This window comes from Sphingomonas desiccabilis, from assembly GCF_004135605.1.
In the GTDB taxonomy this organism is placed as follows: Bacteria; Pseudomonadota; Alphaproteobacteria; order Sphingomonadales; family Sphingomonadaceae; genus Sphingomonas; species Sphingomonas desiccabilis.
This window is the reverse complement of sequence record NZ_SDPT01000003.1, coordinates 332,209-344,793: the sequence shown is the minus strand read 5'-3', so window position 1 is coordinate 344,793 and position 12,585 is coordinate 332,209. Positions and strand designations below refer to the sequence as shown.

Annotated in this window: 12 protein-coding genes; 8 read left to right on the top strand and 4 right to left on the bottom strand. The window is 68.5% G+C overall.

What is annotated here, in order from left to right:
- Positions 1 to 32: 32 nt before the first annotated feature.
- Genes EO081_RS15180 through EO081_RS15170 form a run of 3 tightly spaced genes read right to left on the bottom strand, consistent with a single transcriptional unit; the run spans position 33 to position 4,305 of the window.
- Positions 33 to 1,283 (bottom strand): peptide MFS transporter, encoded by a 1,251-nt coding sequence (locus tag EO081_RS15180; protein WP_129343077.1) that lies wholly within the window; start codon positions 1,281 to 1,283, stop codon positions 33 to 35.
- Positions 1,280 to 2,293, bottom strand: coding sequence for a dipeptide epimerase (locus tag EO081_RS15175; RefSeq protein ID WP_129343075.1), 1,014 nt, complete (start codon positions 2,291 to 2,293; stop codon positions 1,280 to 1,282). Before EO081_RS15175 ends, EO081_RS15180 begins: the two co-directional genes overlap by 4 nt.
- The gene (locus EO081_RS15170) at positions 2,293 to 4,305 is read right to left on the bottom strand and encodes a serine hydrolase domain-containing protein (protein ID WP_129343073.1); all 2,013 of its coding nucleotides are present in this window, start codon (positions 4,303 to 4,305) and stop codon (positions 2,293 to 2,295) included. Before EO081_RS15170 ends, EO081_RS15175 begins: the two co-directional genes overlap by 1 nt.
- Positions 4,306 to 4,421: 116 nt before the next feature.
- Here EO081_RS15170 and EO081_RS15165 point away from each other — a divergent pair, with 116 nt between their 5' ends.
- Positions 4,422 to 5,129: a helix-turn-helix domain-containing protein gene (locus EO081_RS15165; RefSeq protein ID WP_129343071.1), complete on the top strand. Its 708-nt coding sequence runs from the start codon at positions 4,422 to 4,424 to the stop codon at positions 5,127 to 5,129.
- Entirely contained in the window at positions 5,126 to 6,355 is a 1,230-nt protein-coding gene (locus tag EO081_RS15160) for a dipeptidase (RefSeq protein WP_129343069.1), read from the top strand. Before EO081_RS15165 ends, EO081_RS15160 begins: the two co-directional genes overlap by 4 nt.
- Before the next feature lie 19 nt (positions 6,356 to 6,374).
- Here EO081_RS15160 and EO081_RS15155 read toward each other — a convergent pair whose 3' ends face one another.
- Positions 6,375 to 6,845: an Lrp/AsnC family transcriptional regulator gene (locus EO081_RS15155; protein WP_129343068.1), complete on the bottom strand. Its 471-nt coding sequence runs from the start codon at positions 6,843 to 6,845 to the stop codon at positions 6,375 to 6,377.
- Positions 6,846 to 6,939: 94 nt separating this feature from the next.
- Here EO081_RS15155 and phhA point away from each other — a divergent pair, with 94 nt between their 5' ends.
- From phhA to EO081_RS15125, 6 genes are read left to right on the top strand one after another with little or no spacing between them, the layout of a single operon-like run.
- The gene (phhA, locus tag EO081_RS15150) at positions 6,940 to 7,803 is read left to right on the top strand and encodes a phenylalanine 4-monooxygenase (RefSeq protein ID WP_129343066.1); all 864 of its coding nucleotides are present in this window, start codon (positions 6,940 to 6,942) and stop codon (positions 7,801 to 7,803) included.
- 58 nt (positions 7,804 to 7,861) lie between these two features.
- Positions 7,862 to 8,923: a 4-hydroxyphenylpyruvate dioxygenase gene (gene hppD / locus EO081_RS15145; protein ID WP_129343065.1), complete on the top strand. Its 1,062-nt coding sequence runs from the start codon at positions 7,862 to 7,864 to the stop codon at positions 8,921 to 8,923.
- Between the two features lie 33 nt (positions 8,924 to 8,956).
- Complete coding sequence (gene hmgA / locus EO081_RS15140; RefSeq protein WP_240697709.1) at positions 8,957 to 10,276, top strand: homogentisate 1,2-dioxygenase; 1,320 nt, start codon at positions 8,957 to 8,959, stop codon at positions 10,274 to 10,276.
- A complete protein-coding gene (gene fahA, locus EO081_RS15135; RefSeq protein ID WP_129343063.1) occupies positions 10,273 to 11,583 on the top strand; it encodes a fumarylacetoacetase in 1,311 nt (436 codons plus the stop codon). Before hmgA ends, fahA begins: the two co-directional genes overlap by 4 nt.
- The gene (maiA, locus tag EO081_RS15130) at positions 11,583 to 12,221 is read left to right on the top strand and encodes a maleylacetoacetate isomerase (protein WP_129343348.1); all 639 of its coding nucleotides are present in this window, start codon (positions 11,583 to 11,585) and stop codon (positions 12,219 to 12,221) included. Before fahA ends, maiA begins: the two co-directional genes overlap by 1 nt.
- Positions 12,218 to 12,580: a Rieske (2Fe-2S) protein gene (locus EO081_RS15125; protein WP_129343062.1), complete on the top strand. Its 363-nt coding sequence runs from the start codon at positions 12,218 to 12,220 to the stop codon at positions 12,578 to 12,580. The genes maiA and EO081_RS15125 overlap by 4 nt, the downstream gene beginning before the upstream one ends.
- Positions 12,581 to 12,585 lie beyond the last annotated feature (5 nt).

Below are 12,585 nucleotides of genomic sequence, written 5' to 3'. Positions count from 1 at the left end.
GAGAATAGTCAACCTGATTATATGTGTTCCTCTTAACGCTCGAGCCGCTGCTCCACGGGATCGAGCGCGCGCAGCATCACCGCCGCGAGCACGGCGAGCCCTGCCAGCATGAGGAAGAAGGTGGCGTGGCCGGTCCGGCTCCACAGCGTACCCACCAGGCCGGCCGTGAGGCTTCCCGCGAAGGTGGCCAGGTACCAGGCCGCCACCGTCGTCGCGCCGAGGCCGGCCGGTGCCAGCCGCGCGAACAGCCCGAGGCCGGTCGGCAGGATGTAGAGTTCGCCGAGCGTCAGCAGGACGAAGAACAGCACCAGCCAAGCCCAATGGCTTGGTCCGCCGATCCCCTCCAGTGCGGCGAGCAGCAGATAGGCGCCGCCCACCACCAGTGCCCCGGCCGCCATCTTGTGCGCCGGCCGCGCCACGCGGCCGCGTTCTGCACGGTGCCGCCAGAAGACGAGCAGCGGCGGCGTCATCACCATCACCAGCAGCGGGTTGAGCGCCTGGAACCAGGTCATCGGGATGACGCTGCCGCCTGCACGGCGATCCACGCCCACGTCGGCCCATAGCGCGACGGTGTTGCCGACCTGCTCATAGGCGCTGCGGAACACCGTCACCGACAGGCCGATCGCCAGCAGCAGCACCGCAGTCTCCCGCGGGAATCGTACCTGCGGGGCCGCGCCCCGCTCGACAACGGGACGGCGCGCCTGCTCCCGCAGATAGCGTTGGCCCCACAAATAGATGGCGAGGCCTCCTACCATGCCGATCCCGGCCGCACCGAACCCCCAGTGCCATCCGTAGAGCTCGCCCAGCGTCCCGCAGACCAGCGGCGCCAGGAAGCCGCCGATGTTCACCCCCACGTAGTAGACGTTGTACGCCCAGCCGACGCGCGGATCGCCGGGCGCATACAGGTCGTCGATCTGGCTCGGCAGGCTCGGCAGGAACAGCCCGTTGCCGATCGCGATGGTGGCGAGCGCCGGGTAGAACAGCGACTCGAATGCCATCATGAAGTGCCCGGCGGCCATGATCGAGCCGCCCAGGATGATCGCCCGCCGCTTGCCCAGCAGCCGGTCGGCGATCACCCCGCCCAAGATCGGCGTGAAATAGGCGCAGGCGGTGTAGGTGCCGTAGACGATCGACGCGGTTCCCTGCGCCATCATCAGCTGCTTGGTCATGTAATAGACGAGCAGCGCGCGCATGCCGTAGTAGGAAAATTGCTCCCACATGTTCGTCAGGAACAGGATCGTCAGCCCGCGCGGCTGGCCGAACCAGGCGCGGGGCTCGCTCATGCCCCTGCCTTCCGGGGGGCGCCCCAAACCTCGGGCCCTGCATGGAGGGTGCCGTCGCGGTAGGTGACCGCCGGCGTGCGATCCGCCGCCAGGAAAGTGGGGCCATCCAGGTCGACCAGGTCCGCAATCTGCCCCAGCACGAAGCCCGGCGCCGTCGCCAGGCTGGTGCCGATCATGGTGCCCACCATCACGCCCAGCCCCAGCCGGCGTGCCTCGGCCGCCATCAGCAGCCCCTCGGTAAGGCCCCCGCATTTGTCGAGCTTGATGTTGACCACGTCGAACCGGCCCTTGGCCGGCGCCACGTCGGCAAGCGACAACAGGCTCTCGTCGCCCGCGATCGGGATCGGCGAGCGAAACCCCTCCAGCTCTGCCTCCCGCCCCCGCGCGAGCGGCTGTTCGAGCAGCGAGACGCGGTAGGCGCCCAGACCCGCGACCAGCGCTTCGAGATCGGCCGCGACGAACCCCTGGTTGCCGTCCACGCCCAGCCACACGTCCGGTCGCGCCGCCCGGACGGCCGCGACGCGGGTGAGGTCGAGGTCGAGGTCGCCCGTCAGCTTGACCTTGATCGAAACGGCCTCGGCATAGCCGCGCGCGACCGCTGCCATCGTCTCGGGCGTGTCGGCACTGACCGTAAAGGTGGTGACGATCGGCCTGGGCTCCGACTCGAGCCCCGCGAGCGCCCATACCGGCCGGCCGGTGCGCTGCGCCTCCAGCTCCCAAAGGGCCGCGTCAATCGCATTGCGCGCGCCCCCCGGCGGCAGGATCGCGCGCAGTTCCTCGCGCGTCGGCCCCGCCTCGATTGCCGTGCGTGCTTCCTCGATCGCCGCGCGCATGTGCGCGAGGTCGTCGCCGAGGTAGTAGACGCCCGCTGCCTCTCCGCGCCCCTGGTGGATACCGTCGTCGAGCATCACCACCAGCACGTCGGCGGTGTCGAACACATAGCCGGCGATCCGGAAGGGCCGGGCCAGCCGCAGCGTGTCGGTCACCACCGAGAGGCGGAGCGCGCCCATCAGTAGTTCACCGTCATCGCCAGCAGCCCGAACGCCCAGGCGACATAGAGCACCACGACGGTCGCGAGCAGCACCAGCAGGCTCCAGAGCTTGCGTGTCCAGCCGCGCCCGTCACGCCAGGTGAGCCAGGCATTCCAGCCGGCAATGCCGACGGCGCCGACGAACACGATCGCACCGGCGATCTGCAGCAGCCACAGCACGCCGTTCGTGCGGTCGGAGAGAAGCGAGATGCTGCTGAACGCCTGGATCACGAAGATCGCCCAGCCAGCAAGGACCAGCAGCTCGGCCAGCGCCATGATCCGGGTCGCGCGATAGGCCCTGAGCGCCGCGCCATGCACCCCGATCGGCGTCTTGTAGCGGCGCCGCAGGAGCCAGCCCGCCGGCCAGTAGAGCGCGGTCAGCAGCAGGATGACGAGGCTCGCATAGAGCGCCGGCTTCAGCCACGCCGCCGACAGCGACGCCGGCACACGGTCGAACACCATGAAGGGCGCGACGAGGTCGAAGCTCCACCGCACGACCTTGCCGTCCACCACCTTGGCGGCGAGCCGGTCATGCCCGTTGACGTCGCGCCAGACGAAGGATGCGATCTCCTCCCAGCGCTGCACCGCGCCGCCGGGCCCGGTGAGGGCAGGAACCACCAGCCGCCCCTCACCGTCGACGGTCACCTCGCTCTGGCCGAACAGGTTCAGGATCGCGGGGAAAGCGGACTCCGAATGGCGGCTGTTCTGCCAATGGCCGACCATCATCCGCGCATGCTCGGCCGCAGTCCGGGCATCCACCCGCCCGTCGCGGCCGGTCGCCGGGAAGTAGCGGTCGGCGAAATCCTGGAACAACTGCCCGCGAAGGACGTGCGCGGCTCCCTCGCGTCCGGCGCTGTTGAACGAGACGTAGAAGCCGACATGCTCCGCCCGGAACAGGTGCAGCGACGTGTGGAAGTTGTTGGTGTCGCCAAGGTGCGCGATCACGTCGCGCCCGTTGATGTTGGTCTCGAAGAAACCGAGCTCCATGCGGTTGAGCGGCGGGATCAGCGAGGCCGGATCCACGTGGTCGAGCGGACTGTCGTGCATCGTCGCCGCGGTTGCGGGGCTCAGGATACCGCGCCCGCTTTCCAGATGGGCGATCATGAACTTGGCCATGTCCAGGCCGGAAGCGGACAGCGATCCCGCAGGGCCCGGCACCACGATCTCGAACGGCTGTGCAGGCTCCGACGCGCGCGGATAGCCGACGGCCATCAGCGGCGCGAGCCGGCCCGGGAGCGGCTGGCGAAAGGTCGCGGTGCGCATGTCGAGCGGCGCGAAGATACGCTCCTCGACATAGGTGTCGAACGGCACGCCCGACACCCGCTCGACGATGTAGCCGGCCAGCGCCGTCGCCCAGTTGGAATAGGCAGGCGTCGTACCCGCGTCGAAGATGCGGCGCGGCGTCCAACGCTTGAGATAACCGCCCAGCGGCTGCACGTCCTGGGGATCGTCGAGGATCAGGTCCTTCATCGCCTCTTCGAAGCCGGCGGTGTGGGTCATGATCTGGCGCAGCGTCACCGGCTGGCCGCGACGAGGCGGGATGCGGAAATCGAGATAGGCGTTGACGTCCCGGTCGAGGTCGAGCCTGCCCGCCTCCACCTGCTGCATCACCGCCGTCCAGGTCACCAGCTTCGACACCGATCCCGGACGGAACAGCGTGCGCGCGGGGTCCACCGGCTGGCGCTTCGCGATATCGGCATAGCCATAGCCCCGCGCCGCGATCACCTGCCCGTCCTTGACCACCGTCACCACCGCGCCGGCGATATCGCCGCTGTGCAGGGCGTAGGGCAGGTAGCCGTCGAGCCAGCCGTCGAGGTCGGCGGCGGTCAACGCACGGGCTCCGATGCTTCCGGGCGCCAGGGTCGGCAATTCGGGCGCGGCGATCGCCGGCGCGGGGGTGAGCGGCGGCGCATCCGGCGCCTGGGCAAGCGAAACACCTCCGACCAGCGCGGCCACCGCCGCAACCATCGCCACCAGTCTGTTGATGCGCATCGCCGCCTCCCCGTTGCCGCGCCCCGCCGGTGCCGATAAGCTGCCGGCATGTCGGTTCAGGATAGTGATGTCCTGATCGGAGAATTGTCAATGGGTTTGCACCCCAGGAGAAATGCGTGTCGGTACCGCCCGCCCAATCCCCACCCACGCTCGGCGCCCTGCTGCGCGGGCTTCGCTCCCGCGAAGGCTGGACGTTGAAGGAGATGAGCGCGAGGATCGGCATCCCGGTCTCCACCCTTTCCAAGATCGAGCACGACCGGCTGACGCTCACCTATGACAAGCTCCAGCAGCTGGGCCAGCGGCTGGGCATGCGCATGTCGGAGCTGTTCGCCGAAGGGGAGGAGGACACCGCCCAGCCGGTCACGGCGCGGCGCAGCCTGGGCGATATAACCCGTTCCGTGCGGGTCGAGACGCCCAATTACGACTACCACTATCTCTGCACGGAGCTCCGCCGGAAGCGGATGGTGCCCGTCCTCACCACCATCCGCGCGCATTCCTCCGAACAATTCGGCGAACTGGTGCGCCACAGCGGAGAGGAGTTCCTCTACGTCCTGAGTGGCAGGGTGGTGGTGCACACCGAATTCTACGATCCGGTCACGCTCGAGCCCGGGCAGGCGCTCTACATCGATTCGAGCATGGGCCACGCCTACCTTGCCGCCGGGGATTGCGAGAAAGCGGAGGTACTGGCCGTCATGTCGAGTGCGGAGGAGGAATTGATGCAGTCGCTTCTGTCCATTCACGAGGAACAGCGCCTGGGCACGGGCGCGGTGAACGAGAACGGCCCTGCGGACGCCAAGCCCCGCCGCGGCAAGGCCGGCCGATGAAGCGCGCGCTCCCGCTGCTTGCTGCGATGCTAGCGATGCCGCTCTCGGCCGCGCACGCACAGGATTATGATGCGCGTGTCGCGCGGGTGCTGAAGTCGACGCCCCTGATCGACGGCCACAACGACTGGCCGGAGGCGCTGCGGGAACGCGAGGGCGAAGCGCGCTGGACGATGGACCTCAACGACCTTTCGAGCCGCCCAGAACGCTACAACACCGATATCGCCCGGCTGCGCCGCGGCAAGGTGGGCGCGCAGTTCTGGTCCGTCTGGGTGTCGCCCGACCTGTCCGGCAAGGAGCAGGTGGAACAGACCCTGGAGCAGATCGATCTCGTGAAGTCGATCTGCACCCGCTATCCGCAGACCTTCGCCATGGTGCGCACGGCCGAGGAGGTGCGCCGCGCCCACCGCGCGGGCCGGATCGGCTGCCTGATCGGAGTCGAGGGCGGTGGCCAGATCGACGGCAGCCTGTCGGTCCTGCGCAGCTATGCCGAACTGGGAGCGGGATACCTCACCCTCACCCATTCGCGGACGATCGAATGGGCGGACTCCGCGACCGACAATCCCAGCCACGACGGGCTCACGGACTTCGGCCGGCGGATCGTGGCCGAGCTCAATCGGCTGGGCATGCTGGTCGATCTCAGCCACGTCAGCGAGGGCACGATGCGGGACGCGCTGGCCGTCACCAAGGCCCCGGTGATCTTCTCCCACTCCGGCGCGCGGGCGCTCAACGACCATCCGCGCAACGTCTCCGACGCGGTGCTCGCGCTGGTTCGCGCCAACGGCGGCGTCGTCATGGTGGACTATGCGCCACCCTATGTCTCGGATGCCTACCGCCGCTGGTCGGCGGACGCGGCAGCCGAGAAGACGCGGCTCAACGCACCGCCCTACGGCGGGCTTGCGATCGGGCAGCCGGAGAAAGCTGCCGCGGCATATGCGGCATGGCTTGCCGCCCACCCCGCTCCCCGCGTCACGCTGGCGCAGGTCGCCGATCATATCGAGCATGTCGCGCGCGTGGCCGGGACGGACCATGTCGGCCTCGGCTCCGACTTCGACGGGGTCGGCGACACGCTGCCCGATGGACTGGAAGACGTTGCGACCTACCCTGCGCTCCTTGCGGAACTCATGCGCAGGGGGTGGAGCGACGCGGATATCGCGAAGCTCGCTGGCGGCAACGTCCTGCGGGTGATGGAGGCGGCAGCCCGGGTGAAGGGGGAACTCGCCTCCTGAGCCGCGCACCCGGGAGCGGTTAGACCGGCAACGCGGTCGTATATTTGGTGGTGGCCAGCACGAAGTGCGACGATCCGCCGGCGACGGAGGGGTGGCCCAGCATCGTCTGCATCAGGAACTGGTTGTAGTCGACGACGTCCGCCACCACGATCCGGAGCAGATAGTCCCACTCGCCGGACATGGAGAAGCACTCCACCACCTCCGGCCGCCCCTCGATGAACTGCTCGAAGCTCTGCCGCGCCTCCGCCGCGTGGCTGCGCATGCGGATGTTGCACATCACGTTGACGCCGCGGCCGACCGCTTCCGGATCGACGAGCCGGACCGTGCGACCGAGGATGCCGGCCGCTTCCAGCGCCTTTACCCGCCGCCAGCAGGAAGCCGGCGACGCCCCGACCTCCTCGGCAAGCTGGGCGTGGCTGAGCGTTGCATCCTCCTGCAACAGCCGGACGATTCGGCGATCGATGGCATCCATCGCGCGATCCTGTTTCATGTTCGCGCCCATCCTCGAATTCTCGTTTCACCGCAGACGATAAAGCCCTCGCGAATGATGAGCAATCATCCGCGCCGGGTGAGATCGTGTCGGCATGAGCGAGGATCCGGGCACACCACCGGCGGGCGCCGCCAAGGATTGGACCATCCCCCAGCGGTGGGAATCCTACACGCCTGAAGACCACGCCACCTGGGACCGGTTGTTCGAGCGCCAGGCGCAGCTTCTTCCCGGGCGCGTCACACCCCTGTTTCTACAGGGCCTGGACATTCTGCGCCTGTCGAAGCCCGGCATTCCCGACTTCGAGGAGCTGTCGGAGCGGCTGATGAAGGCGACCGGCTGGCAGGTCGTGGCGGTGCCCGGGCTGGTTCCCGACAGCGTCTTCTTCGACCATCTCGCGAACCGTCGGTTCGTCGCCGGAAACTTCATCCGGCGTCCTGACCAGCTCGATTACCTCCAGGAGCCGGACGTCTTCCACGACGTGTTCGGCCACGTCCCGCTGCTCACCCAGCCGGTCTTTGCCGATTACATGCAGGCTTATGGCCGGGGCGGCCAGCGGGCGGCTGCGGCGGGCACGATCGCAAAGCTCGCCCGGCTCTACTGGTACACGGTCGAGTTCGGACTCGTCCGGTCGGGTGACTCGCTCCAGCTCTATGGCGCCGGCATCGTCTCCTCCTACGGCGAGTCGCAGTTCGCGCTCGACGACCCCTCGCCCCATCGCATCCGCTTCGATCTCAAGCGGGTGATGCAGACCCGCTATCGCATCGACGACTACCAGCAGAGCTATTTCGTCATCGACAGCTTCGAGGACCTGCTCGACCAGACGCTGAACACCGACTTCGGCCCGATCTATGCCGAACTGGCGGACGCCGCCGACATCGAGACCGACGCAATCCTGCCGTCCGATCACCTCTACACCCGGGGCACTCAGGCCTACGCCCACGAGAAGCGGTCCGCATGAGGCACCTTCTGCGGCGAGGCCGCCCCTCCCCATCTTCCAACGCTCCGAAAGGCTCCGCATGACCACGCAGAACAATCCGCTCGGCCTCGACGGCTTCGAATTCTGCGAGTTCACCTCGCCCGATCCGGAACAGCTCGGTCATCACTTCGAGCAGATGGGCTTCGTGCCGACGCACCGCCATCCGACCAAGCAGGTCACCCGCTACAAGCAGGGGCGCATAAACCTCCTGCTGAACGCCGAGCCGGAGGGGCAGGCTGCCGATTTCCGCGCCGCCCACGGCCCATCGGCAAGCGGCATGGCCTTCCGCGTCGCCGATCCGCACGCGGCGCGGGACCATGCCGTCGCCGAAGGAGCCGTGGCGGTCGACGCCGGGCGCGGCACGCTGGGCGCCGACACCTGCGCGATCGAGGGGATCGGCGGATCCTTTCTCTACCTCGTGAAGAGTGGCGCGGATCTCTACGCCGGGTGGCAGGAGGTCCCGGGCTGGCAGGAGGCGGAGGCGCAGAATTCGGTCGGGCTCGACCTGCTCGATCACCTCACCCACAATGTCCGGCGCGGCGAGATGCGGACCTGGTCGAGCTTCTACGGCCGGCTCTTCGGGTTCGAGGAGCAGAAGTATTTCGACATTAAGGGAAAAGCGACCGGCCTGTTCAGCCAGGCGATGATCGCGCCCGACGGCGCCATCCGCATCCCCCTCAACGAGAGCCAGGACGAGAACAGCCAGATCGAGGAGTTCATCCGCGAGTATCAAGGCGAAGGGATCCAGCACCTCGCCCTCACGACCGAGAACATCTACGACACGGTCGAGAAGCTGCGCGAGCGCGGCGTGCGGCTTCAGGACACGATCGAGACCTATTACGAGCTGGTCGACAAGCGCGTGCCCGGCCACGGCGAGGACCTGGAGCGGCTCCGCCGCAACCGCATCCTGATCGACGGGTCGGTCGAGAAGGGCGAGGGCATCCTGCTCCAGATCTTCACCGAGAACATGGTCGGGCCGATCTTCTTCGAGATCATCCAGCGCAAGGGCAACCAGGGCTTCGGCAACGGCAATTTCCAGGCCTTGTTCGAATCGATCGAACTCGACCAGATCCGCCGCGGGGTCATCAAGGTCGATGCCTGATCCCGGGACAGCAGGCTTGCGGAGCAAAGCGGGATGACGATGCACATGCCCGCCGAGGCGCATACCGGCACCGCCTATGTGCCCGGCTTCGGCAACCATGTCGCGACGGAGGCGGTTGCGGGCGCGCTGCCGATCGGCCGCAACAGTCCGCAGCACGTGCCCTTCGGCCTCTATGCGGAGCAATTGTCCGGCACCGCCTTCACCGCACCACGGGCGGAGAACCGGCGTTCCTGGCTGTACCGGCTTCGTCCCGCCGCGCAGCACCCCGCCTTCGTGCGCTCGGCCGCGGCCCCGCGCCTGCGCTCGGGCCCGTTTGCGGAGGTGGCGCCGTCCCCCAATCGCATGCGCTGGGATCCCCTGCCCTGGCCCGACGCCGCGACCGACTGGCTGTGCGGGCTCGTCACCTATGGCGGCAACGGCAGCCCGGACGCGCAGGCCGGCGTGGGCATCCATCTCTATGCCGCGACCACCGACATGACGCGCGCCTTCTTCTCGGCCGATGGCGAGTTGCTGATCGTGCCGCAAGAGGGCCGCCTGTCCATCGCCACCGAACTGGGCCGGATGGACATCGCGCCGCTCCAGGTGGCGCTGATCCCACGCGGGGTCCGGTTCCGCATCGCGCTTCCGGACGGTCGGGCGCGCGGCTATGTGCTGGAGAACTATGGCGCGCTGTTCCGCCTGCCCGATCTTGGGCCGATCGGCGCTAACGGCCTTGCCAATCCGCGCGACTTCGAGACGCCCGTCGCCTGGTTCGAGGACGTCGACGCGCCCTGCACCGTCGTCCAGAAGTTCCAGGGCGCGCTCTGGGAGACGACGCTCGATCACTCGCCCTTCGACGTGGTCGCCTGGCACGGCAATCTCGCGCCTTGCCGCTACGACCTCACCCGCTTCAACACGATCAACACGGTCAGCTTCGACCATCCCGATCCGTCGATCTTCACCGTGCTGACCAGCCCCAGCGACACGCCCGGCACCGCCAATTGCGACTTCGTGATCTTTCCGCCGCGCTGGATGGTGGCCGAAGGCACCTTCCGGCCGCCCTGGTTCCACCGCAACGTCATGAGCGAGTTCATGGGGCTGGTGACCGGCGCCTATGACGCAAAGCAGGGCGGGTTCTCGCCGGGGGGCGCCAGCCTGCACAACCAGATGAACGGGCACGGACCCGACCGGGCGAGCTATGACAAGGCCGTCGCCGCCGAACTCGCGCCGCATCGTATCGAGGACACCATGGCCTTCATGTTCGAGACCCGCCACGTGGTCGCGCCAACCCGCTGGGCGACCGAGACGCCGACGATGCAGCTCGACTATGACGAGGTCTGGTCCGGTTTCGGCAAGGCGGAGTTGCCGCGTTGAGCTGGACCATCGACGAGACCCACGACCCCGCCCGGACGAGCTGGGTGCCCGGCGCGGATGACCACCCGGAGTTTCCGATCCAGAACCTCCCCCTCGGCATCTTCTCGGACGGCCAGGCACCGCGCGGCGGCATCGCCATCGGTGACCGGATTCTCGACCTCGCCGCACTCGCGGAGAGCGGGCTGCTGGTGGGCGAAGCGCAACAGGCCGCCGTCGCCGCCTCCGGCCCCACGCTGAATCCGTTGCTGGCGCTTGGCGCGCGGCCCCGGCGGGCACTCCGCCGGGCGGTGTCGGCGCTGCTCAGCGAGCCTGCGCGGGAGGATGCCGTCTCCCGCTGGCTGTACCCGGCGGCGGCGTGCACGCTGCACCTTCCTGCCGCCGTGGGCGACTACACCGACTTCTACGTCGGCATCCATCACGCGACCAATGTCGGCAAGGTGTTCCGCCCCGACAATCCGCTGCTCCCCAACTATAAATATGTGCCGATCGGCTATCACGGCCGCGCCTCCTCGGTGCGCGTGTCCGGCACCCCGCTGGTGCGCCCGTGCGGCCAACTCAAGGCGGCGGACGCCGCCGCCCCCGTGCGCGCGCCCACCCGCCGCCTCGACTTCGAGCTGGAGATGGGCGTGTGGATCGGCACCGGCAACGGGCTCGGCGAAACCATCCCGATCGGTAGCGCTGCGGAGCATGTCGCCGGCTTGTCGCTGCTCAACGACTGGTCGGCACGCGACATCCAGGCCTGGGAATACCAGCCGCTCGGGCCCTTCCTGGCCAAGAACTTCCTGACCACAGTATCGCCCTGGATCGTCACCGCGGAGGCGCTCGCTCCCTTCCGCACGGCGCAGCCGGCGCGGCCGGCGGACGACCCCGTCCCCCTGCCCTATCTGCTCGACGCCAACGATCAGGCGGAAGGGGCGCTTGCCATCACCCTCGACGTGACACTGACCACCCCGGCAATGCGTGCGGCGGGCATGGCGCCGGTTCGGCTGAGCCGCAGTGCCGCCACCCACATGTACTGGACGATCGCCCAGATGGTCGCGCACCATGCCTCCAACGGCTGCGATCTTCGCCCCGGCGACCTGCTCGGCACCGGCACCATCTCCGCGCCGACGCACGAGGGCTTCGGCAGCCTGCTCGAACTCACCCGCGCCGGTGCGGAGCCGATCGCGCTGCCGACGGGCGAGGTCCGCAGCTTCCTGGAGGACGGCGACGAACTCACGCTCGCCGGACGTGCCGAGGCGCCGGGCTATCGCGCGATCGGCTTCGGCCCGTGCACCGGCATCGTGCTGCCTGCGATCTCGGCGTGATCCGCCTGCACGGCTACTGGCGGTCGAGCGCCGCCTATCGCGTCCGCATCGCGCTCAATCTGAAGGGCCTCGCGTACCACCAGGTGCCCCATGACCTGCGCACCGGCGCCCAGCGCCACCAGAGCTATACCATGCTCAACCCGCAGGGACTGGTCCCCGCCCTGGAGACTAACCAGGGGGTCGTGACCCAAAGCCTCGCCATCCTCGAGTGGCTGGAGGAGACGCACCCGGCGCCTGCCCTGCTCCCCGCGTCCGCGCGAGGCCGCGCAACCGTGCGCGCCATGGCCGCGCTGATCGCCTGCGACATCCACCCGCTCAACAACCTGCGGGTTCTGACCACCCTCCGCAGCGACTTGGGCGCCGACGAAGCGCAGGTCTCCGCCTGGATCGGTCGCTGGATCACGGAAGGGTTTGGCGCGCTGGAGACGCTGGTGGCACGGCACGGCGGCCGGTACGCCTTTGGCGACACGCCGTCGCTCGCCGACTGCTGCCTCATACCCCAGGTCTATTCGGCAGAGCGCTTCGGCGTGGACCTCTCCCGCTTTCCCAGGATCCTCGACTGCACAGCAGCAGCCCGGGCGCTCGAGCCGGTCGCCGAGGCCCATCCCGATCGCCAGCCGGATGCCGATCCTGCATGAGCGATCTTCCGCGCCTTTCCGCCACTCCGCCCGGCATCGCCGTCTGTACCCTGGATCTCCTCGCGGATAGCACGGCCCGCAATATCGTCATCGAGACCCGGACCGGCCGCTTCCACGGCTTCCTGGTGCGCATCGGCGACCAGGTCCGTGGCTATGTCGATCGCTGCCCGCACGCAGGGCTGCCGCTCGCCCAGACGCTGGACGCCTACCTCACCCCCGACCGCCGCTTCATCACCTGCAGCTGGCACGGCGCGCTCTTCGAGCCGGAGACGGGCGCCTGCGTCGGCGGCCCGTGCGCCGGACAGCGCCTCACCTCCTGGCCAGTCACGGTGCGTGACGGGCGGATCGTCACCTGCTGACCGGA

What these genes read in the sequence shown, in the direction of transcription:
- EO081_RS15175 (WP_129343075.1), bottom strand. Translation starts at nt 2,293, where the DNA reads ATGGGCGCGCTCCGCCTCTCGGTGGTGACCGACACGCTGCGGCTGGCC.
- hmgA (WP_240697709.1), top strand. Translation starts at nt 8,957, where the DNA reads ATGACGATGCACATGCCCGCCGAGGCGCATACCGGCACCGCCTATGTG.
- EO081_RS15160 (WP_129343069.1), top strand. Translation starts at nt 5,126, where the DNA reads ATGAAGCGCGCGCTCCCGCTGCTTGCTGCGATGCTAGCGATGCCGCTC.
- EO081_RS15170 (WP_129343073.1), bottom strand. Translation starts at nt 4,305, where the DNA reads ATGCGCATCAACAGACTGGTGGCGATGGTTGCGGCGGTGGCCGCGCTG.
- EO081_RS15125 (WP_129343062.1), top strand. Translation starts at nt 12,218, where the DNA reads ATGAGCGATCTTCCGCGCCTTTCCGCCACTCCGCCCGGCATCGCCGTC.
- hppD (WP_129343065.1), top strand. Translation starts at nt 7,862, where the DNA reads ATGACCACGCAGAACAATCCGCTCGGCCTCGACGGCTTCGAATTCTGC.
- phhA (WP_129343066.1), top strand. Translation starts at nt 6,940, where the DNA reads ATGAGCGAGGATCCGGGCACACCACCGGCGGGCGCCGCCAAGGATTGG.
- EO081_RS15155 (WP_129343068.1), bottom strand. Translation starts at nt 6,845, where the DNA reads ATGAAACAGGATCGCGCGATGGATGCCATCGATCGCCGAATCGTCCGG.
- EO081_RS15180 (WP_129343077.1), bottom strand. Translation starts at nt 1,283, where the DNA reads ATGAGCGAGCCCCGCGCCTGGTTCGGCCAGCCGCGCGGGCTGACGATC.